This is a genomic window from Clostridia bacterium (assembly GCA_014360065.1).
GTDB lineage: Bacteria > Bacillota > DSM-521 > Neomoorellales > JACIYF01 > JACIYF01.
In genome coordinates this window covers 24,764-45,896 of sequence record JACIYF010000002.1, presented here as the reverse complement: position 1 = coordinate 45,896, position 21,133 = coordinate 24,764, and the positions used below count along the sequence as shown (strand labels likewise).

General features: G+C 58.5%; 20 protein-coding genes and 1 pseudogene. 17 read left to right on the top strand and 4 right to left on the bottom strand.

All coding sequences use genetic code 11. The annotated features are described in order from the left end of the window. The first annotated feature begins 247 nt into the window (after positions 1–247). The 8 genes from H5U02_00880 to dusB all read left to right on the top strand — a co-directional run bounded on the left by H5U02_00880 (position 248) and on the right by dusB (position 7,482). Positions 248–1,180, top strand: a complete 933-nt coding sequence (locus tag H5U02_00880; protein MBC7341007.1) for a DUF2520 domain-containing protein — start codon at positions 248–250, stop codon at positions 1,178–1,180. Between the two features lie 27 nt (positions 1,181–1,207). Then, the gene (locus H5U02_00875; protein MBC7341006.1) at positions 1,208–2,053 is read left to right on the top strand and encodes a pantoate--beta-alanine ligase; all 846 of its coding nucleotides are present in this window, start codon (positions 1,208–1,210) and stop codon (positions 2,051–2,053) included. A 126-nt stretch (positions 2,054–2,179) separates the two neighbouring features. Further along, entirely contained in the window at positions 2,180–2,563 is a 384-nt protein-coding gene (locus H5U02_00870; GenBank protein MBC7341005.1) for an aspartate 1-decarboxylase, read from the top strand. Positions 2,564–2,719: 156 nt separating this feature from the next. Continuing rightward, positions 2,720–3,790, top strand: coding sequence for a biotin--[acetyl-CoA-carboxylase] ligase (locus tag H5U02_00865; GenBank protein ID MBC7341004.1), 1,071 nt, complete (start codon positions 2,720–2,722; stop codon positions 3,788–3,790). Continuing rightward, positions 3,787–4,332, top strand: a complete 546-nt coding sequence (locus tag H5U02_00860; GenBank protein ID MBC7341003.1) for a biotin transporter BioY — start codon at positions 3,787–3,789, stop codon at positions 4,330–4,332. The genes H5U02_00865 and H5U02_00860 overlap by 4 nt, the downstream gene beginning before the upstream one ends. Before the next feature lie 50 nt (positions 4,333–4,382). Further along, the gene (locus tag H5U02_00855) at positions 4,383–5,426 is read left to right on the top strand and encodes a P1 family peptidase (GenBank protein MBC7341002.1); all 1,044 of its coding nucleotides are present in this window, start codon (positions 4,383–4,385) and stop codon (positions 5,424–5,426) included. 226 nt (positions 5,427–5,652) lie between these two features. Next, positions 5,653–6,447, top strand: a complete 795-nt coding sequence (locus H5U02_00850) for a type III pantothenate kinase (GenBank protein MBC7341001.1) — start codon at positions 5,653–5,655, stop codon at positions 6,445–6,447. A gap of 42 nt (positions 6,448–6,489) precedes the next feature. Continuing rightward, positions 6,490–7,482, top strand: coding sequence for a tRNA dihydrouridine synthase DusB (gene dusB / locus H5U02_00845; GenBank protein MBC7341000.1), 993 nt, complete (start codon positions 6,490–6,492; stop codon positions 7,480–7,482). Between the two features lie 2 nt (positions 7,483–7,484). Here the strand turns inward: dusB and H5U02_00840 are convergent, their stop codons facing one another. Continuing rightward, positions 7,485–8,144: a CBS domain-containing protein gene (locus tag H5U02_00840; protein MBC7340999.1), complete on the bottom strand. Its 660-nt coding sequence runs from the start codon at positions 8,142–8,144 to the stop codon at positions 7,485–7,487. Positions 8,145–8,583: 439 nt separating this feature from the next. Between H5U02_00840 and H5U02_00835 the strand changes: the two genes are divergently transcribed. Genes H5U02_00835 through queG form a run of 3 tightly spaced genes read left to right on the top strand, consistent with a single transcriptional unit; the run spans position 8,584 to position 11,122 of the window. Further along, positions 8,584–9,126: a transcriptional regulator gene (locus H5U02_00835; protein MBC7340998.1), complete on the top strand. Its 543-nt coding sequence runs from the start codon at positions 8,584–8,586 to the stop codon at positions 9,124–9,126. After that, positions 9,123–10,034: a quinate 5-dehydrogenase gene (locus H5U02_00830; GenBank protein ID MBC7340997.1), complete on the top strand. Its 912-nt coding sequence runs from the start codon at positions 9,123–9,125 to the stop codon at positions 10,032–10,034. Before H5U02_00835 ends, H5U02_00830 begins: the two co-directional genes overlap by 4 nt. Before the next feature lie 26 nt (positions 10,035–10,060). Further along, positions 10,061–11,122 (top strand): tRNA epoxyqueuosine(34) reductase QueG, encoded by a 1,062-nt coding sequence (gene queG / locus H5U02_00825; GenBank protein MBC7340996.1) that lies wholly within the window; start codon positions 10,061–10,063, stop codon positions 11,120–11,122. Here queG and H5U02_00820 read toward each other — a convergent pair. From H5U02_00820 to H5U02_00810, 3 genes and pseudogenes are all read right to left on the bottom strand, one after another. Further along, positions 11,119–11,298 (bottom strand): hypothetical protein, encoded by a 180-nt coding sequence (locus tag H5U02_00820; GenBank protein MBC7340995.1) that lies wholly within the window; start codon positions 11,296–11,298, stop codon positions 11,119–11,121. The genes queG and H5U02_00820 overlap by 4 nt on opposite strands. 876 nt (positions 11,299–12,174) lie before the next feature. Next, a pseudogene (locus H5U02_00815) lies at positions 12,175–12,261 on the bottom strand (LysM domain-containing protein). A gap of 992 nt (positions 12,262–13,253) precedes the next feature. After that, on the bottom strand, positions 13,254–13,988 hold the full coding sequence (locus H5U02_00810; protein ID MBC7340994.1) for a glucose-6-phosphate isomerase: 735 nt from the start codon (positions 13,986–13,988) through the stop codon (positions 13,254–13,256). A gap of 132 nt (positions 13,989–14,120) precedes the next feature. Between H5U02_00810 and H5U02_00805 the strand changes: the two genes are divergently transcribed. From H5U02_00805 to H5U02_00780, 6 genes are all read left to right on the top strand, one after another. Next, positions 14,121–15,740, top strand: coding sequence for a protein prkA (locus H5U02_00805; GenBank protein MBC7340993.1), 1,620 nt, complete (start codon positions 14,121–14,123; stop codon positions 15,738–15,740). Between the two features lie 73 nt (positions 15,741–15,813). Then, a complete protein-coding gene (locus tag H5U02_00800; protein ID MBC7340992.1) occupies positions 15,814–16,917 on the top strand; it encodes a DUF444 family protein in 1,104 nt (367 codons plus the stop codon). Positions 16,918–16,947: 30 nt separating this feature from the next. Next, on the top strand, positions 16,948–17,988 hold the full coding sequence (locus H5U02_00795) for a SpoVR family protein (protein MBC7340991.1): 1,041 nt from the start codon (positions 16,948–16,950) through the stop codon (positions 17,986–17,988). A 59-nt stretch (positions 17,989–18,047) separates the two neighbouring features. Continuing rightward, positions 18,048–19,349: a phenylacetate--CoA ligase gene (locus H5U02_00790; GenBank protein ID MBC7340990.1), complete on the top strand. Its 1,302-nt coding sequence runs from the start codon at positions 18,048–18,050 to the stop codon at positions 19,347–19,349. A 23-nt stretch (positions 19,350–19,372) separates the two neighbouring features. Next, positions 19,373–19,804, top strand: coding sequence for an ACT domain-containing protein (locus H5U02_00785; protein ID MBC7340989.1), 432 nt, complete (start codon positions 19,373–19,375; stop codon positions 19,802–19,804). A gap of 198 nt (positions 19,805–20,002) precedes the next feature. Then, positions 20,003–21,109 (top strand): histidinol-phosphate transaminase, encoded by a 1,107-nt coding sequence (locus H5U02_00780; protein MBC7340988.1) that lies wholly within the window; start codon positions 20,003–20,005, stop codon positions 21,107–21,109. Positions 21,110–21,133: the final 24 nt, after the last annotated feature.

Here is a 21,133-nt window from a genome sequence, read left to right as displayed (position 1 = left end):
CGGCATTAAGAAGGTGTTAGAATAGTTATGCCGGGGACGGCATCGCTTGCGGGCGAGCCGTACGACCTGAATCACAATGGTTTGGACTGTGTGGAAAGATGATTTTAATACTGTGGGGCGCCGCTTGGATCATGTGCAGGACCGAGACGGCCAAAGACAGGCAGATTACGCCTTCTGGATCGTTTGCGGGCCGGAAGGCTTTTTGTTTGTCGTCGGGGCAAAGCGGCTTCCCAATGGAGGGGAAAACATGGGCTTTAAGATTGCCGTCATTGGAGCTGGATCCGTAGGCACCGGGGTGGCCGTGCTGCTTCAGCGCCAGGGGTACCAGGTGGTAGGTGTGGCCAGCCGCACACCGGAGTCAGCCGCCCGTGCTGCCGAACGCCTCCGCTGCCCGGTAGGATCGCCGGCGGAAGTGGCCCGGCCGGCAGAGGTGGTTTTCATCACTACCTCCGATACCGCCATCGGTGAAGTAGCCAAAGAGCTGGCTCGCCACCGAGCGGTGGGGCGTGAGCACACGGTAGTCCATATGAGCGGGTCCCTTACTACCGACGTCCTTCAGCCGGTAGCTGATTTAGGGGCCAAAGTAGTATCCATTCACCCTCTGCAATCCTGCGCCAGCGCCGAAAGAGCCATCACCAACTTGCCCGGCTCGGTGTTCTCTATCCAGGGAGACAGGGAAGCCTACCCGGTAGCGGAACAGATCGTTAAGGACTTGGGGGGAGAAGCCTTCCACATTGATCGGGAAGCCAAAGTGCTATACCATGCTGCTGCTGCCGTAGCTTCCAATTACCTAGTGGCGCTTTTGGATCTCAGCCAAAAGCTGATGCAGGCAACCGGGATGCCGGAAAGGTTGTTCTTACCGGCCCTCCTGCCTTTGGTCAAGGGGACCCTAGCCAATGTGGAGGAGATCGGCATACCCAAAGCCTTGACCGGCCCTATATCCCGCGGCGATGTGATCACCATAAGCGATCACTTGCACAGCATGGGGGAAGCTTGTCCCCAGCTCATTCCTCTGTATGTTGCCTTGGGCCGGCATACTATTGAAGTGGCGCTGCGTAAGGGCACCCTAGACCGGAGAAAGGCAGCCCTTTTGGAAGATCTCTTGCATCGATACGAGAAGCAGTACGAGATAGCCGAGTGCCGGCGGGCCGAAGCAGTTGACACTGCTTCCACCAATTAGCCGGCTGGATACGGAGGTGTCTTTAGTTTGGAGATATTCTCTCGGGTTGAGCCCCTGCGAACCTACCTGCGGGAGAAGCGTAGCCAAGGGGCATCAATTGGCCTGGTACCTACCATGGGATATTTTCATGAGGGCCATTTAAGCCTGATGCGGGCCGCCCGACAGGACAACGACGTGGTGGTAGTAAGCCTTTTCGTCAATCCTACCCAATTTGGACCCAACGAAGACCTGGACCGTTATCCTCGGGACTTCGATCGGGATCAAAGGCTGGCAGCCGAGGTGGGGGTGGATGCCATCTTTGCTCCAACTCCTGAGGAGATGTATCCGCCCGGCTACGCCACTTATGTGGAAGTGGAAAGGCTTAGTCAGGGGCTGTGCGGCCAATCCCGGCCCGGGCACTTTCGCGGCGTGGCTACGGTGGTATGCAAATTATTTAACATCGTCCAGCCCGATCGAGCCTATTTTGGCCAAAAGGACTTCCAGCAGCAGCTGATCATCCGGCGCATGGTGAGGGACCTAAACTTCCCATTGACCATAGTAACGGTCCCTACGGTTCGGGAGCCAGATGGTCTGGCCATGAGTTCCCGCAACGCCTACTTGAGCCCGGAAGAGCGAAAGAGCGCCCTGGCCTTGATTCGTTCGCTGAAGCAGGGAGAAGCCCTGATTCGTAGCGGAGAAAGCCAGGCGCAAAAGATAAGGCAGGCTATGGCCGAAACCCTTGGCAGCGATCCTCGAGTTCGCATTGACTATGTGGAGGTGCGGGATCCGGAAAGCCTCGAGCCCGTCTCCACCATCGACGGAGAAGTCCTGCTGGCGGTAGCGGCTTTTGTGGGCCAAACCCGGCTCATCGATAACTTGGTGGTAGCACCTTAAGCCATGCGCGGCTAAGCTTTGCAATTAGGTGCAAAAAGCGAGGGATATTTTGAGCCCACGGTTGAGGGCTGGGTAAAGTGGGCAACCAGCGGCCTGTGGAAGTGTAGGTTTGGGGGAGGTGAAACTATGCTGCGAACCATGATGAAATCCAAGATCCACCGGGCCCGAGTCACTCAGGCTGACCTCAATTATGTAGGAAGCATAACTATCGATAGCCAGCTCCTTGAGGCGGCCGGAATCCTTCCCTACGAGAAGGTCCAGGTGGTTAACAATAACAATGGTGCCCGGCTAGAAACCTATGTAATTGCTGGCGAAGCGGGAAGCGGCGTTATTTGCCTGAACGGGGCGGCAGCGCGGCTGGCCCAACCGGGCGACATCGTTATCATTATTTCTTATGGCATCTACAGCGACGAGGAGATTAAAGGCCACCGGCCCCAGGTAGTGTTTGTGGACGAAGGTAATCGCATTGAAAGAATTGCTTCCTTGGAGGCACCTTTTACGGCAGGATAATTCCTCCCTAGGGCGTAATATAATATTGTTAACCTTACGAGCCATTATGGGTTAACAATAGGCGCCCAGGGGGGTTGGAAGAAACCTGGAACCGGTTAGAGAGGGACAAAGGAGATCCGCTTGGGGTAGAAGGGTTAGGCCAAAGAAGTGGTGAGCTTGAACCAACCAGATCAACTTAGAAGCCGGGTACTGGAGCTGCTGGAAACTGCACCGGAAGCCATCTCCGGCCAAGAAATAGCTGAGCGGCTGGGGATCAGCCGTACCGCGGTGTGGAAACATATCCAAGCTTTACGGCGGCTGGGCTACTCCATTGAAGGCCGTTCCCGCGCCGGCTACTACTTGACTGGCAGGGCAGATGTACTCGGCCCGGAGGAGATCCGGCGCCGGCTCAGTACCCGCTTTCTGGGGCGGCAGGTCCTCTACTACCCGCTGGTGGGGTCCACCAACGATGTAGCCAAGGAGGTAGCCGAAAAGGGAGCGCCAGAAGGGACGCTGGTGGTGGCCGATCAGCAGAGTGCTGGAAGGGGTAGGCTCAAGCGGAGTTGGTTCTCGCCGCCGGGGAGCGGCATCTGGATGTCGCTGATCCTGCGTCCCCGGGTAAGCCTAGCTCAAGCTCCCCGCTATACCTTGGTGGTGGGGGTGGCCGTGGCTGAGGCCATTCGTTCCCTTACCGGGCTTGCGGCAGGGATAAAGTGGCCCAATGACGTCTTAATCAGGGGCCGTAAGGTAGCCGGCATCCTAACTGAGCTCCGGGCCGAACCCGAGGCAGTGGCCTACGCCATAGTAGGAGTGGGCATCAACGTCAGCCAGCCGGCTGATGCCTTTCCCCCGGAATTAAGGGGTATTGCCACTTCCATTGCTGCCGAACTGGGCCAAGCCCACGGCTCGGAACCGGCGGTTACCAGGGCCGAGCTAATTGCCGACATCCTCAACCGCTTGGAGGCGGATTATCTATCGCTCCCCCCCACCGGTCTAGGGGTGTTGCGCCAACGCTGGGTCAACTTGAGCGTTACCCTGGGGGAGCCGGTGGCTATCAGCGATGTTGGCGGCGAGATCTTCCGGGGCCGGGCGGTAGATCTACAGGAAGACGGCTCACTGGTGGTGGAAGGTGAGGGGGGAGAGCGGCGGGCCTTCATAGCCGGGGAAGTGACCTTGCTTCGCCTCCCTGGGCACCACAATGAAAACCCGATGGCTCAAGCATCCTATGGGGAGGAGATGTTGTCATGACCGACATCAAGTTTTGGGCCCGGGTAGCTTTGATGGCAGCGGTAATCGCGGTTTTGGCCCAGGTAGCCATACCTTTGCCGTGGGGAGTGCCCATCACCGGGCAGCTGGTCGGAGTGTTCCTGGCTGGAGCTATTTTAGGGAGCCGGGGCGGAACTTGGGCGCTGGTGATCTATATCCTGCTTGGCGTTATTGGTCTTCCTGTTTTCGCCCAGGGTAAAGCCGGGGTGGGGGTGCTAGTAGGGCCTACGGGAGGCTACCTAATCGGTTTTGTTCTGGGCGTTTACTTCCTGGGCAAAATAGTGGAAGCGGCCAAATCTCCGACCTTCTGGACCAATGCCTTGGGCATGGTGGTCTGTATGCTAACTTCCTACGCGCTGGGGACGGTGCAATTTGCTTGGGTGACTGGCCGCAGCCTAGGGGAAGCCTTGCTGCTGGCAGTGGTGCCTTATGTGGCTTTGGATCTGGTGAAACTGGTCATAGCTGCAAGTTTGGCCTTGGCGGTGCGCCAGGCCCTCATTCAGGCCGGGCTGGTGAAACCATAGGCGCTAAGACTCCAACCTGGCTCGGCCGGTCAGGAGGCGGGGGCAAAACCATGGATGGGGAAATGAGCATTACTGCGGTTCCTGGAGTAAAGGTAGGCCACTTTACCGACCTGACCGCCCTTACCGGAGTGACGGTGGTGCTTTTGGAAGCCGGGGCGGTGGCCGGCGTTGACGTGAGAGGTTCGGCTCCGGGGACGCGGGAAACCGACCTCTTGAAACCCACCAACCTGGTTCCTAAAGTCCAGGCGGTGATGCTAGCCGGGGGCAGCGCTCCCGGGCTAGATGCGGCCGCGGGGGTGGTGCGCTACCTCAAGGAGCGAGGAATAGGCTACGATACCGGCGTCGCCAAGATCCCCATCGTTCCAGCCGCCATCCTGTTTGATCTGGCCGTAGGAGAAGTGAAGCATCCGGATGCGGAAATGGGCTACCAGGCCTGCCTAGCCGCCGGCCCCGGCCCGGTGCTTGAAGGCAACGTGGGCGCCGGCACCGGCGCTACCGTGGGGAAGCTCTTGGGAATCAACCAAGCCACCAAAAGCGGTGTCGGCACCTGGGCGGAAAAATGGGGAGACCTGATAGTAGGAGCCTTGGCGGTGGTCAATGCCTTTGGCGACGTATTTGACTGGAAAACAGGCCGGATGCTGGCTGGGCTCAGGAGTCCTGAGAATGGCAAGCTGGTTCCCACCATGGAGTATTTGCGCTCCATGAGCCTAACTGCTTTCAGGGACAAGATGGCCCAAAGGCGCCCCGATTGGAAGCAGGGGTGGGGCCAGAGTACTACCTTGGCGGTAGTAGCTACCAATGCTGCATTGAGCAAGACGGAAATTACTAAGGTGGCCCAGATGGCGCACGATGGCCTGGCCCGAGCCATCAACCCGGTGCATACCATGTTCGATGGAGATGCCGTTTTTGCCCTGTCGGTTGCCGATCCTGAGCTCCACGGGGGGCAACCGTCGAATGCCGGCCCGGTGCCGGGAGGGGCGGACGTATCGGTGGTGGGAGCTCTGGCGGCCGAGGTGGTAGGCCGGGCCATAGTCCGGGCGGTGGAGGCGGCCGAGCCTGCCGGAGGAATACCCGCAGCCAGCCAACTGGCGTAGGCGCCGAAGTCAGCCGTTTCCCCTGTCATCGGAGCCTGAGGTGGCGCTTTAGGTGGCTCTGCACCCAGCGCTCAATTCGGCATCGCCGGTGCGGAGTTTGCCTGGACCAGGTAGCCAAGGCTTGGTCTGGTTATATTGGGTCCACGGTCGAGGGTTGGGCGGAGCGGAGGATCAAGGCTCCGGCATAGATGATCTGGAACATACTGGTCTTTGGGAGGAAAATTAAATGCTGCTGGCGATCGATATTGGCAACACCCACGTAGTGTTAGGCGTCTACCGGGACAAGGAGCTGGTGGCCGACTGGCGGATTTCTACCCGCCTAGAACGCAGTGAAGATGAGGCGGGGATGCTGGTGCGGGAACTTTTTGCCTTCAAGGGGCTGGATTTTAAAGATATTACCGCTGCCGTAATTGCTTCCGTAGTTCCGCCCCTTACCCCGGTGATCGAGAACATGTGCCAGCAGTATTTGCACCTTCGACCCTTGGTAGTGGGCCCGGGGACCAAGACCGGGATGCCCATCCGCTATGATAACCCCCATGAGGTGGGGGCAGACCGGATCGTCAATGCGGTAGCCGCCTATGACCGCTACGGGGGCCCAGTGATCGTAGTAGATTTTGGTACCGCCACCACCTTTGACGCTATTTCCGCCCAGGGTGAGTACCTAGGCGGGGCCATCGCCCCTGGCATCGGGATTTCGGTGGAGGCGCTGTTTCGCTATGCGGCCAAGCTGCCGCGGGTGGAGATCGTCAAGCCCCGGGCCGTCATCGGCAAGAATACGGTTAGCAGCATGCAATCGGGCATTGTCTATGGCTTCTTGGGGCAGATCGAAGGCATCGTCTCTCGGATGCAAAAGGAGCTAGGGGGAAAGGCGGCGGTGGTAGCCACCGGTGGATTGTCCCGGTTATTTGGCCAAGAATCTCCTCTCATCGATGCCGTTGATCCTTACCTAACCTTGGAGGGGTTGCGGCTCATCTATGAGCGCAACCTGCGGGCCGGGGCCGGCGCCCCGCCCGCTTCCTAGGCGGGGCGCCGGCCCCGGGATGGGCAAAGGCGAGGCGGTTACATGGAGTGGAGCATAGGCAACCTTAAGCTTGACGGGCAAGTCTTCTTAGCCCCCATGGCCGGGTATACGGACCGTTCCTTTCGGTTACTGGCCCGGGAAATGGGGGCAGCTTTAACTTATACGGAGATGGTCAGCGCCCAGGCCCTCATCCACGGGAACCAGCGCACCCGGGAATTGGCCCGGGTCAGGGACGAAAAAGGCCCGGTAGCAATTCAGCTCTTTGGGCACGACCCGGAAGTAATGGCCCAGGCGGCCCAGGTGGCCTTGGAGCTAGGGGCGGCCCTGGTCGATCTCAACATGGGATGCCCGACTCCCAAGGTAGTCAAGAATGGCGATGGGGCTGCCCTAATGCGGGATCCTGGCCGGGCAGCGGCTATTGCCCAGGCTGTAGTTGAAGCCGTCAGGGCAAGCAGCGGTCCGTCTGGGCCGGGATCGGTGCCTGTGACCGCCAAGATTCGCAAGGGTTGGGATGAGGGCTCGGTGAACGCGATCGAGGTGGCCGGCCGCTTACAAGCGGCTGGCCTCCAAGCCATAACCGTCCATGGTCGGACCCGCAACCAGTTCTATTCCGGATGCGCCGATTGGGAAATCATCGGCCAAGTCAAAGCGGCCCTGAACATTCCGGTCATAGGCAATGGGGATATTCGAAAGGCCGAGGATGTTCTCAAAATGCTGGCTACCACCCGGTGCGATGCGGTGATGATCGGCCGCGGGGCCATCGGCAATCCTTGGATCTTTGCCCAGGCCAACGCCGTGCTGAAAGGCCTTCCGCCACAAGCGCTACCCTCGGTGGCTGAAAGGGTAAACGTGGCATTACGCCACCTGACCATGGCCATAGAGGATAAAGGCGAAGCCATAGCCATCCGGCAAATGCGCAAGCACCTGGTCTGGTACCTAAAGGGCCTTCCCGGCGCTGCCCGGCTCCGGGAGCAGATTAACCGCGAAACTTCCTTAGCTGGACTAAAAAAGCTGTTATTGGGGTTGATTACTTGAGCTCAAGTCTCAGTCACCGAGACCACTTGGTACCCGGCTTGGCGCAAGGCAGTAATCAATTCCTGCTTTTTGCCCGAGCTCAAGCGAATTAACAGATCCACGTCAGCTCCAGGGCGGGGGTTACTAATGGGATAGCTGACAATATGGGTAATATTGCCACCATAATCTTTAATTAGCGACGCCAAATCGGCCAGCAGGCCGGGGCGGTCCTCCACTGCCAGGTGAATCCGGGTACCAGGCTGGCGGACGCCCATAATATCCAGAAAGGCGTCGAACAGGTTGGTTTCAGTGATGATGCCTACCAGTTGCCCCTTGGCATCCACTACCGGCACTGCGCCCACCTGGTGATCGCGCATGACCAGGGCTGCCTCTTCCAAATAAGCATCGGGGCTGACCGTGTATACTTTTTGCTTCTTGGGAAGAACGTCGCCGATTTTGGTCTTGGCCAAAAGATAGTTGATTTCAAAGATGCTCAAGGATGTGGCTGGAGAAGGTGAGACTTCGCTCAAATCACGGTCGGTGACAATTCCCACCAGTTTCCCCTTATCCATTATCGGCAGGCGGCGAATGTTGTGGGAGCGCATTAGCTCCAGGGCTTCAGCAATGGTGGTCTGCCGGGTAATGGTGACGGGGTTTGGCGTCATGCGGTCCTTAACCAGCATTATGTACCCTCCCCCTAAGGCCAGGGCCGGGGCCACGCCGTGGGCGGTTGGCCTAGCTTGTTAATTTCATTATACTGCAAATTAACCCTGGTTTGTAGCTGCCCACTCACCGTACTTCAGCCTTCACTTCAGTTTTTAAGCCTTGGCCTTCCTCGGCCCCCGCCTTGGCCCAGACCCTGCTTTGTCTGTCTTACCCTCAGCCCCAGGAAGTCCACTTGCCCTAAACTTTTCAGGTAGCATGACCGAATAGCATTATTTCACCTGGTCGCTTGCTTATGGCTTCTGTGCTCCTTGCTCGCTAGTGTTGGCGTTTCTGTATATTGACGGTAGGGGATGGGCCTGCTAAAATAGCTGTACACCATATTGTGCACAACATTAATGCCTTTACCCGGCCCTCTGTTAGAGACGGGTTAATGGATGAGCGAAAAGGAAGGTAAATATGGATCTAATCCGCATCGGGGATAAGCTCATTAGCCGCTCCAAAATGCAGCGGGCCATAGACCAGATCCTTGAACTTCGGGTGCAAGGGCTATCCCAGCAGGAGGCGGCCAACCGCTTGGGCATTGACCGCAGCTTCATTTCTCGCCTGGAGGGCTTGGGGGAAGTACGGCGGGGAAGCCGGATTGCGGTGGTGGGCTTTCCGGTGGCCAACAAGGAGGAAGTCCTGCAGGTTCTGGAGGAGGAAGGGGTGGAGTACTCCCTGATCCTTACCGATGCGGAGCGCTGGCAGTTTGCGCAGGGGAAGAGCGGGCAGCAGTTGGTGAATGAGCTCATGGAAATCATAGCTTCCTTGCGGACCTTCGATGCGGTAATCATGATCGGGTCCAACTACCGGATCCAGCTATCCAATGCGCTGCTGGGACGGGAAGTCATAGGTATGGAAATTGGCACCTCACCCATCACCGAGGACAAGGTGGTGGATGTAGCTGAGCTGCGGACACTCGTCCGCAGTATCAAAAGGGAGAAGGGAGAACAGCTATGAAGCACGTGGTCAGCGTGAGCATAGGCTCTTCCAAGCGAGATCATAAGGCTCGGGCTGAGTTTTTAGGCGAGGAATTTATCATTGAACGGATTGGCACCGACGGCGACATAGATAAGGCCATATCCCTCATCAAGGAGCTAGATGGAAAGGTAGATGCCTTTGGCATGGGGGGCACCGATCTGTACTTAACCACTGGCAGCCGGCGCTACCTGATTCGCGATGCGGCCAAGATCCTTAAGGCAGCGCAAAAGACCCCCATGGTGGACGGCGGGGGTTTAAAGAATATCTTGGAGTACCGGGCAGTAAAGTACCTGGCCCGGGAAAAGGGAATGGATTTTCGAGGCAAGAGGGTACTGATCACCGCTGCAGTGGATCGATATGGCATGGCCCTGGCCTTCGATGAAGAAGGTGCCCGCTTAGTCATGGCCGATTTGGTATTCGCCCTCAAGATCCCGCTGCCGTTCCGAACCATGAGACAGCTGAGAATCGCTGCTAGTATCCTAGCTCCTATCATTGTTCGTTTGCCCTTTAAAATGTTATACCCCACCGGTTCCGAGCAGGAAAAGACTGATAGCGAATCGAGCAAGCTATGGAAGTATTATCAGGAAGCCGACATCATAGGCGGGGACTTCCTCTTTATTCGCCGGCACATGCCGCCTAGCTTGCCCGGGCGGATAATTGTTACCAATACGGTGACGGCCGCGGACATCGAATTCTTGCGCCAGCGCGGGATCCGGACTTTGGTCACCACTACGCCGGAACTAGAAGGGCGGTCATTTGGCACCAACGTCATGGAGGCGGTAATGGTAGCGCTTTTGCAGAAACCCCTGGCTGAGATTAAGCGCCAAGATTATGAGGATTTGATTGACCGCATGGGGCTGGTGCCGCGGATAGTGGAGCTCAATTAGGGAAAAGCGGGCTGAGCTGAAGACAGATGGCGCTTACGAGCATCATGGCCAGCTGGGCAGAGGAGCACGGGGTTCTAGTAGGAGCAGCTCGCGTGCCTGCGGAAGCCACTACCTCCAGTTCTAAACCTCCCTACACCCGGATTGCCCCTGGAGAGTGGCGAGCTTTACAGGAGGCGGGGGCCCGGTGGGTTATATGCGTAGCTGTTCCTATCAAGCACCTACCTGAGGCGTTACCGGGTGAGCTACGAGGGCAAAGCCTACCTACCGATGGCGAAAAGGCCCCTACGGGGGTGATTGCCCGCTACGCCTCTCGCCAGGACTACCATCAATTCATTGCCACTTTGCTGATGGAGCTCAAAGGCCGATTGGAACGGCAGGTGGGTCGGCCCATCGGCGGCTTCGTTAGCGTTGACAATGGGCCGCTGGCTGACAAGCGCTGGGCCTTCCGGGCGGGGTTAGGCCACTGGGCACCCAATACCCTCATCTGGACCCCCCAATACGGCACTTGGGTGCACCTAGGGGAGCTGGCGGTGGATGTAGATTTGCCCGGCGTCGTCGAGGCGGTTCCGCTTCCTCGCGCCCTGATGGTAAATGGTGAGGGCCAGCCTTGCTCCCGGTGCGGCCGCTGCGTGTCTTCTTGCCCCACCGGGGCATTGGTAGAGCCATATGCCCTTGATCCCGAGCGCTGCCTTTCCTATCTTACCCAGCGCCGGGGTTTAGTTCCTGAGGATATGCGGCCCTTCTTTGAGGATCGCCTCTGGGGGTGTGACCGCTGCCAGGAAGCTTGCCCGGCCAACCCCAGACTGGCGTTGCCTGACGATAGCCCGCCTACCATCAAATTAGAACCGTTAATTAACCTGGATCGGAAGCAATTTCAAGATTGGCTTGGCCAGACCGCCATGAATTGGAAGGGACACCAGGTGTTGCGGCGCAACGCTGCCATTGTCCTGGGCAACCGGGGTTCTTCCCAAGCCCTACCCTGGCTGAAGAGCTTGGCCCAAGACCCGTCGCCGGTGGTTAGCGCCCACGCCCGGTGGGCGCTTGCGGCCGTTGAGGCCAAGTTAGGCCAGGAACAAAGCCAGGCCTAACGGCTGTTTCCCATCAGCCGCAGGAAATACTGGGCCTTTTTCACCTGGGTGCGAACTTGGGCGATTTCCCGATTGTATCGCCCCTGGTCGTTCACCTTTTCCAGCAGCTTTTGGTAGGCAGTCCCTTGGGCAACGAAGAGTTCAAGGGACTTTTGCTTGCGGGCCTTGGACAGCAACTCTTCCTCTCCCCTTTTCTCCCTCAAAAACCATTTATTTCCGGTCGCCCAGCACTCAATCTCGGGCTCGCCATCACTGGCAAGGTTTGGCTATCCAATTCAGGCTAGATCTCGCGATGGAAGCCCCGATTTGAGTGCTAGGTCCGCTCCGTAATCCTGCGCGGCTCAGTCCCGCGGGGCACTAATAGTCTACGCACTTTCGACAATTCCTAAACCTGAGGGAGGAGGGGCCCGCAAACATAAAAATCCCCCAGCTGAGGATAATAAAGAGCGAGCGGGAAGAATGAGCTAAAGGGTGGATGTCGTGGCCAAATCCAGGGGTTCTAGTCTGATCTCGGTTGTTGCTGTTACAGTTACCGTCATCATCATTGCTGTTAGTACCTGCATGGGCGGTTGCAGCCGGCGGGGCTCCCAAAAACCCATTACTCCACCTACCAAGATTGGGGTCAGCTTGGCCGGGGTCGGGGGGACGGCCGAGTTGGTTCAGCGCACCTTGATGCCTAGGCAGCAGCAGGACCGGGTGCAGCTGATCGTAAAAGATGCCAAGGGTGATAGTAGCCAGCAAGAGCGGGATGTGGGCGAATTGGTAAAATCGGAGATCAAGGCTCTAATCATTGAGCCCGTTGATCCTAAGCAGGGCTCCACCGTCCTGCGTGAAGCCCTGAATCGGCAGCTGCCCATCGTGGCCATCGGCCGCTTACCCGATGGGGTACCAGTCCAAGGTTATGTGGGTGCCGATCCCCGACGCATCGGTGAGCTCCAGGGCCAGTTTCTGCAGAAAGTCCGCCGGGGCGAAGCTAAGGCCCCAGCGCCTACCATGCTGGGAGCCGTCGGCGGGGGCGGTGGCGGCGGTGCAGGTGCAGCCGGCGGCGGTCAGGGAGGAGGCGCAGCCGGTGGTAGCCCGGGCGGCGGAGCTGGTGGCGGGGGTGCCGGCGGTGGGGGCGCGGGCGGAGGCGGAGCTGGCCAAGCGGCCGGCCCCATGCGAACCCTAGCCCTGACCAGCCCTCGGGTGCTTTTCATTAGCCGGGGTAACGCTCAGCCGGAGACCAGCCTGATGCTGTCGGGTTTACGCTCGGCAGTTGGTAACCAGCTACAGGTTATAACTGACCAGGTCCCGGCCGGCCTGAGCCCCGATGCCACCGTTTTCTCTCTGCTAAAGAAGCACCTTCCCTTGGGTGCAGTGCTGGCAGCCGACGATCAGATTGCTTCCTCCCTTAGCCAGGCGCTGGTTGCTAATAACCTGGCCGGCAAGGTCATATGCGTAGGCGTAGGTGGGGGCAAAGATGCGGCCAGCGCCCTCAACCAGGGAAGCCAACAAGCTGAGATCGATACCCAGCCGGATGTAGCTTTACAAACGGCTTATGAAGCCGCCCGGGAGCTGGCCCAGCGATCCAACTGGAGCTACAACCAGCAGTTGGCGGCAGGAGATTACGATGTGCCTGCCAAGATTGTTCCTGCCCGGTTGGTGCAGCCGGAGAACGTCTACCTCATCCAGCAGCGCCATGCTGCTGCTCCTGGTCAAGCAGGCGGCCAAGGCGGTGGAGGCGGTGGCGGTGGCCAAGGCGGCGGCCAAAGCGGCGGCGGATCTGGAGGCGGCAGCCAGGGCGGTCAAGGCGGTGGCGGAGAAGGCCAAAGTGGCCAGGCTGGCGGTGGCCAAGGCGGCCCCAAACCCCGCAATCTGGTGCAGATCAAGACTAAAGATGGCAAGACCTTCACCATGGAGGTAGAAGGGGAAATCCAGAGCGTGCAAATTAAACCTCAGCCGCCTGGACCGGGCGCAGCTCCAGGGGCGCAAGGCGGTGGCCAGAGCGGCGCCGGTGGCGGCGGCCAAGGCGGTGGAGGCGGTGGCAGCGGCCAGAGCGGCGAGGGTGGCGGTTCCTAGAGCCTAAGGCTAAGGCCTGAAGCGAGGCTTCCTATCTGCTCCTCCCCGCGGGCCTATGCCCACGTTAATGGGCCTATACGAGGAACTTGAACCCCTCGGGGTTCTTCAGGAAGGCCTCGTATAGGCCCTGGTTTTCAATTCCCTCGACGGGGGCGGGGAGGCTAGGGGCGCCTACCATTTTTAGGGCCACCTGGTGGCTGTAGGCCGGATTCTTAACGAAATCATTCTTTTTATCGTTGACTTGGATGTAGTAGTAGGCCGCTCCTCGCTTCTCGGCAAATGGTTCATAGATGGATTTAAAATTCCTCTCGACCAAGTTGGCCATGACCAGGTGGGTTTCGCCGGGGTTAATGGTGACGTGGCCGTAGTTGGGCGGTATGTAGACTTTATCTCCCTTCTTGGCCCGCACTGCAATTACTTCTTCGGCTTCGCTAGCCCGATCGTTTTTCTGCAAGAGGTAGATGGCTTCCCCGTATAGCACTTCGTAATACTCCGGGTAGGTTTCCGATGAGTGGGGCTTTAGGGGGTGGAAGTGCCCTACTGTCTTGATAAATTCGTCTCCCAGCAGCCCAGGAACCAGGACGGTAATGTCATAGCGGAGGTTATATTCCCGAAATACTTTCTCATCGCCTTGGCGCGTTACTTCCCGGTACATGTAGTAGAGAGGGCGGTCATCTAAAGGGAGCTGGTTCTTTAATACCGGGGCTGCATCGCGAAGCCTGCGGATATCAGGCTCAGGATGAATGATGTTAGGAGAAAAGGCTAATAGGCCTTCTGGTTCCAGAGTAAAATCCTGCTGAAATATCATATCCAAGCCCTCCCAACCAGTTTTGGGAAACATACGCCTTAATTATAACCCAAATCGGCTGGGAAAATAAAGCGAGCTTGGTTCTTGGGTTGGCGGCATAAGCTGTAACCGGGGGAAAGAGGAGGGGATGCCATGACTTTTAGCGATTACCTGGCCTTGGTTCGACAAAGGCCGGAAGTGGCTCAGACTTCGCACCGGCGCCTGTACAGGTGGCTCACCAAATGGGGGCGGGCCCATCTCTCCTCCCAGCTGTTTGGGCTGGAAACCACCTTGGACCGCCTGGTGGAAGGCTATTTCGGTGCGGCGGCCCGAGGCATGGATGTCAGGCACCGCATTCTGCTTTTGGTAGGGCCACCGGGCAGCGGCAAATCTACCATTGCCGAATGGCTGAAGCGCGGTTTGGAATGGTATAGCCGCCAGGAGGAGGGGGCGCTGTTTGGCCTTCAGGGCTGCCCCATGCACGAGGAACCGCTTCACTTGCTCAGCCGAGAAGAACGGCCCTTTTGGGAACAGGAATTGGGAATAACCATTGAGGGCCGGCTTTGCCCCCGCTGTCAGCTTCGGCTGGAGGAGGAATATCAGAGCCAGGCAGAAAGGTTTCCGGTGGAACCAGTGGAGATATCGGAAGCCAAACGGGTAGGCATCGGTACCTTCGTCCCCGGGGATCCCAAAAGCCAAGACCTGGCCGACCTTCTGGGCAGCGTCAATTTTGCCACCGTGGGCCAATACGGCAGCGAGTCCGATCCCCGAGCTTACTGTTTCGATGGCGAACTCAGCGCCGCCAACCGAGGGATCATGGAGTTTCACGAGCTCTTAAAGTGCGATGAAAGGTTTCTGTACCCACTTTTAAGCTTGGTGCAGGAAGGCCAGTTTAAGGCCGGGCGGTTTGCTTTGATTAGCGCCGATGAGGTGGTAATTGGCCACACCAACCCGGCCGAGTACGTGGCTTTTGTCCGCAATCCCCGTAACCAGGCCTTAGCTTCGCGCATGTTTGTGGTTCCGGTACCTTATGCCTTGTCGCCGGAAACGGAAGTAAAGATCTACCGTAAGCTTTTAGGCGGAGTGCACCTTTCGCCCCTGGCCTTGGAAGGGGCAGCCGCCTGGGCAGTGCTAACCCGATTGGATGACGGCCAAAGGGAGGCTACGGAGCTGTTGCAACGCTTGCATCCACACCTAGCCGCAGATGGCCGGGCGGGTGCCAATGCGGCTTTCACCCCTGGGGCTTGGCCGGCGGGCATGAGCGGAGTGGGCCCGCGCTGGGTAGTCGATGTGCTGGCCAGCGCTTACCAGTCGTCCTGCCTGGCCTGGCAGGCGCTTCGGGGGAACCTGGAGCAAGCCATCCTGGCCTGGTGGGAGAAAAGCGAGGAGGAAAAGAAGCGGCTGGTTTATCTACTGGATTTGGCTCAGGAATATATCCAAGAGCGGACACTACAAGTAGTGGGGACGGCTTTGGCGGCAGCTGGGCTAGGGGAGGGGGTAAGAGCTACCTCCGGGCAGGATAGCTATCCGGGACCAGGCCTTGGTATTGGCCCCGGCATTGACCCGGTCAGGGCCCTGGCCTATCAGGCTCTTGGCCAGGGCTGGCTTTGCCCTGGGGCTTCTGGCGGGGAGGAACGCTGGAACCAGGTTAAAAGGTATCTTTGGTCCCGCTGTGACTTCTGCGAGGTTTGCGCTGAGGAATTTCGCCGCCTTTTTTACGGCCTTCCGGAAACCGACCTTACTTACGGTCAGGCCTATGACCAAATGGGCTGAAACTACCCGGGTAGGAACTTGGCACCTATACCCGGGCACCAGGCAGGGGAATGTCCTTTGGGGAGGCAGGCCCATGGTTACCAACTCCAGCATCGATGCGGTACGACACCGGGAAAAACTAAATGAGGCCCGGCGGCAGGGACAGCATGATCGGGTGGGATGGGAGGAGTTGGCCGGGCCCTGGGAGTTTCTCCGTCCCCCCGGCTTTTTCTTTGCCGAAGACGGGGGCGGCGACCAAGCCGAAGATGGGGGTGGACCTTCGCGATACAGCCCCGCCGCAGCGCCCGGTCCAGCCTTCAGCCGGGCCGGCGATAAACCGGGGGGCGAGATGCGGGAGGCTTGGCGCCCCAAGGAGCAAGGTCCTGGCCCCTGGTGGCCTCGGATGTGCCTGCCGGGTCTAGATCAAGCCGCCAGCTCCCCGGCGGATTTCTCCTTGGCCCTGGGTGACCAACCGTATGGTTTGGGCCGGCAGGAGGAGATTTGTCTGCTTGACCGCCGCCGTACCCTCAAGGCTAACTTGAGGCGGCGGGCGAAAGCACAAGCTCCGCTGGTGGGTGACATCCAGTTACGGGACCGGCGCCGGCGCTGCGTTCCTTTTGGGCATAGGGAAGAAGCCAACCCGGTAGTGATCCTGCTCCGGGATATCTCCGCTTCCACGCAAAGCCTGGCCCAGAGGTCAGATCGGAAATTTTTCTGGGCGCTAGCGCGCTTTCTCGAGTGGCGTTATCCTGGGTGTGAGATAGTATTCCTAGTTCACCATGTTGACTGCCGGGAGGTTACCAGCAATGAATTTTTCTCGCTCCTCCCTGGGGGCGGAACCCGTTACTCCTCTGGATACCGGGCTGCGGATGCCATTATTGCCCACCGCTACGGGCGGCGCTCAGTATACTTCTTCCACCTTAGCGACGGCGATAACCTTCCTTCCGACTATCTGGAAGCTGGGCGAGCGGCCCGGGCTCTTAGCGCCAAGGTACAGCTGTTTGCTTACGGAGAGCTGAGCCAGCAACCTGGTCTATCCAGGAGCCGATCTAGCTGGATGGGGTACCTCGAAAGGCTGGTTGGAGCCAGAGCCGGGGCTACTCCTTCACTGGGCGGGGGGCAGAAATTTCGCCTGGTGCGCCTGGAGGCTGCCCTACCCCCCTGGGCCTGGCTGGAGACATTTCTTGAGAAAGAATAGCGTCCTCTACCTCTTGGAGGCTTGGTAACCTTGGCGACTGTTGGATGGAGGGATCTGACCCAAAGGTTAGAGGCAACGGCCCAAGCCTTGGGCCTGGCTCCCGGAGAGGTGGAATACATTCCCTGCCACCAGGGCGAGCTCTTGGCCCTGGAAGCCTATGGTTTGCCCGGGCGTTTTCGCCACTGGATCTTTGGCATGCGCCTGGAGCGGCTGCGCCGGCAAAAGCAGCAAGGGCAGCTCTTTATCTCGGAGCTAACCGTGGGCAGCCAGCCAGCTCGGATCTATTTTTGCCTGGGGTTAGATCTGCCCTGGGCTTTGGCCTTAGCCCTAGCCCATGGACTGGCCCATGCCGATTTCATCAACAACCATGAACGGTTGGGGCGACCGGAACGGCGGCGGGTTCCCGCCTTGGCGCCGGTGCTGGCGGCTGAAGCCCGGCGCTGGCGGATGCACCTGGGGGAGCAGCCGGTGGAAGACCTCCTCTCCGCTTGCTTAGCGCTGGAACACCACTCGCACCTCCTGGGTCAGATCCTGGAGGAGGCCCAAAGTCTGGAAGAATGGGAGCAGAGCCTAGCCCGAGGAGTATGGGCAGAGTTGCAGTACTTGGAGGCGGAGCGGGAAACCTGGTGGCTAAATGAGGGGTGGGCGTTGCACTGGCAGGGGAAGATCTGCCAGGAGACCTTCGGCCTTGGGCAGATGCCGGCTCTAGCTTCGGGGCCAGGCTGGGAGAATTACCGCTGGGCTGCCGAAATCGCCCAGCGGGCCCGAGAGCGACTGGGCGAAGAGGGGTACCTACGCCTGTGCCGGCAAGGCGATGATTCCCAAATCTTGGCTCTAACGGCTAGGGGAAAGCCGGCCTGCCCTCCGGCGATACAGATTGCGGATACCAACTACCGCAGCTGCGGTTACCTGTACCTCCAGCATCGCTGGACCGGAAGGCCGCTGGACCTTCGCCTTCTTCCTTATACTCTGGAGCACATCCATTACCTTTGGCGCCGCCGGGTCTATTTAGAAACCTGGGTGGAGCGGGCAGGGCACTTAATCTGCCGCCAATTTTGCTACCCGGAGTAAAAGGAAAAACTGCCTCAGGTGTCGAACCCAACCGTAATTAAAACCAGGGAGGCGATGGTTTGTACTGGAACCAGAAGGCCGAGTGCATGCCGCGGGACGAGCTGCGGGAGCTGCAGCTGGAGCGGCTTAAACAGACCGTTAGCCGGGTTTACCACGATGTTCCCCACTATCGCCGGCAGTTTCAGGAAATCGGCGTCCGGCCGGAGGACATCAATAGCCTAGAGGACTTGAGGCTCTTGCCCTTTACCACTAAGCAGGATCTTCGGGATAATTATCCCTACGACATGTTTGCCGTGCCCCTGAGCGAGGTAGTTCGCATCCATGCCTCCTCGGGAACCACTGGCAAGCCAACCGTGGTAGGCTATACCCGCCGGGATTTGGCTACCTGGGCTGAACTCATGGCCCGGGCTTTAGTATGTGGAGGCGCATCCCGCCAGGATGTGATCCAAAACGCCTTTGGTTATGGCCTTTTCACCGGGGGGTTAGGGATCCATTACGGAGCCGAATGTCTTGGGGCCTCAGTCATACCCATTTCCGGCGGCAATACCAAGCGGCAGGTCATGATCATGAAGGATTTCGGGACCACCGTATTGACCTGTACCCCTTCTTATGCCCTCCATATTGCTGAGGTGATGGCAGAGATGGGGGTTAAGCCCGAAGAGACCAAACTCCGCTGTGGCATTTTTGGGGCTGAACCCTGGTCGGAAAACATGCGCCGCAATTTGGAGGCCAAGCTGGGGATTGACGCCTATGACATCTATGGCCTGAGCGAGGTTATTGGTCCTGGGGTGGCCATGGAATGCCAAGGCAAGCACGGCCTACATATTTTTGAAGATCATTTCATTGCCGAGATCATTGATCCCCAGACCGGAGAACCGGTGGCGCCGGGCGAGCCGGGGGAACTGGTTATAACTACCATTACCAAGGAAGCCTTTCCCCTGATCCGCTACCGGACCCGGGATGTCACCGCCATGATCGAGGGGGAATGCCCCAATTGCGGCCGCACCCACATGCGCATCGGCCGGATTACCGGGCGTACCGATGATATGTTGATTATCCGCGGCGTCAATGTCTTTCCATCCCAGGTGGAGAGCGTGCTGTTGTCCATCGGTTACACCGAGCCGCAGTACCTGTTGATTGTGGATCGGGAAGGCAATCTGGATACCTTGGAGATCCAGGTGGAGGTATCCTCGCAGTTCTTCTCCGATAAGGTGAGGGGGCTGGAGGAGCTAGAGGCGGTAATCCGCCGGGAGATTGAAAGCACCCTAGGCATCAGCGCCAAGGTGCGGCTGGTGGAGCCCAAAACCATCCAGCGCAGCGAGGGCAAGGCTGTGCGGGTAGTCGATCGGCGCCAAATATAAACTGGCGGAGGGAGGAGCATAGAATGCCCGTCAAGCAGATTTCCGTGTTTTTGGAAAACAAGTCTGGTCGCCTAGCTGCAGTGACCCGTACCCTGGCGGCTGCCCAAATCAATATCCGGGCCCTATCCATCGCCGATACCTCCGATTTTGGAATCCTGCGGCTGATCGTCAATGACCCGGATCGGGCCCTTAGTGTCCTCCGGGAGGACGGCTTTACCGTCGGCCAAACCGACGTCATTGCGGTGGAGATGCCGGACCAGCCAGGCGGATTGGCAGGGGTGCTGGACCTTTTGGAACAGGCCCAACTAAACGTGGAATACTTGTATGCCTTTATCGGCAGGGGAAGTAACGGGGCGCTGGTGATTTTCCGGGTGGAAGAGGTGGAAGAGGCGCAGTCCAAGCTCAGCCAGGCTGGGTTTAGGGTGCTGGAGGGTGATGCCCTCTACAGCCTTTAGCTGGACCTTGGGCTCAGGCTTTGGCCCAAGGCCCGGTGGCGACTCCACGCAGGGTTATGGAGCGAAGCCAGTACTCGAGTCGACACTACAGATATGGGGTCTAACCGGACCCGGATAGGCCAATGCCTTGCTGGTTGATGTTGAACAAGTTGAGTGCTTGGCAGCTAGGAGCATGTGTTTTTACGAGGAGGCTTTCTAATGGAAGTGGAAGCATTGATTCGGGAAGCGATTCGCGATATCAAACCATATGTCCCGGGTAAGCCCATCGAAGAAGTACAGCGGGAGCTAGGCCTTAGCGACGTAGTTAAGCTTGCTTCCAATGAGAACCCCTTGGGGCCTTCGCCCTTAGCCATAAAGGCCATCCAGGAGGAAGCAGCGGGCGTAAATCTCTACCCCGACGGCACCTGCTTCGAGCTTCGTCGGGCGCTGGCCCAGCACCTGCAAGTTACCGAGGAATCGCTTATCTTGGGCAATGGCGCCGATGAGATCATCAAGCTCATTGCCGAGGCCTTCTTGCGGCCCGATGAGGAAGTGATAGTAGGCCAACCTAGCTTCTCGGAATACGATTTCTGCGCTCAGCTCATGGGCGGCAAGGTGGTTCCGGTGCCGCTAGACGCCGAGTTCCGTTTTGATCTGCCGGCCATGGCCAAAAGGATTAACCATGGCACCAAACTGATTTTCATCTGCAATCCCAACAATCCCACCGGGACCATAGTCAAGCGCGGGGAGCTAGTCCAATTCTTAGACCAAGTGCCACCCCAAGTGCTGGTCATACTGGATGAGGCCTATGGTGAGTTTGCCGACGATCCTGATTACCCCCAGGGACTGGAACTTCTGCCCAATTACCCTAACCTGGTTGTGCTGCGCACATTTTCCAAGGTCTATGGCTTGGCCGGGTTGCGGGTGGGCTACGGCGTGGGCAATCCGGAGGTCATAAGCTGGATTCACCGAGTGCGCGAGCCTTTTAACGTCAACCGTCTGGCCCAAAAGGCAGCCTGTGCCGCCCTTGGCGATGGCGCGCATGTTAAGCGTACCCAGGAGAACAACCAGCAAGGAAAGCGGTACCTTTACGGCGAGTTGGCTCGGCTGGGCTTAGCCTATCTCCCCACCCAGGCCAACTTCATTTTCGTCAACGTTGGCCGGGATAGCCGGAAGGTGTTCCAGGCACTGCTCAAGGAAGGGGTGATTACCCGCACCGGCGACATTTTCGGCCTGGACAATTTCCTTCGCATCAGTATCGGCAAGCCGGAGGAGAACCGGAAGCTCGTTTCCGCTTTAGAAAAGGTGCTGAGCCAAGTCGACTAGTCGTCCTAGTCGTCACTAACTCTA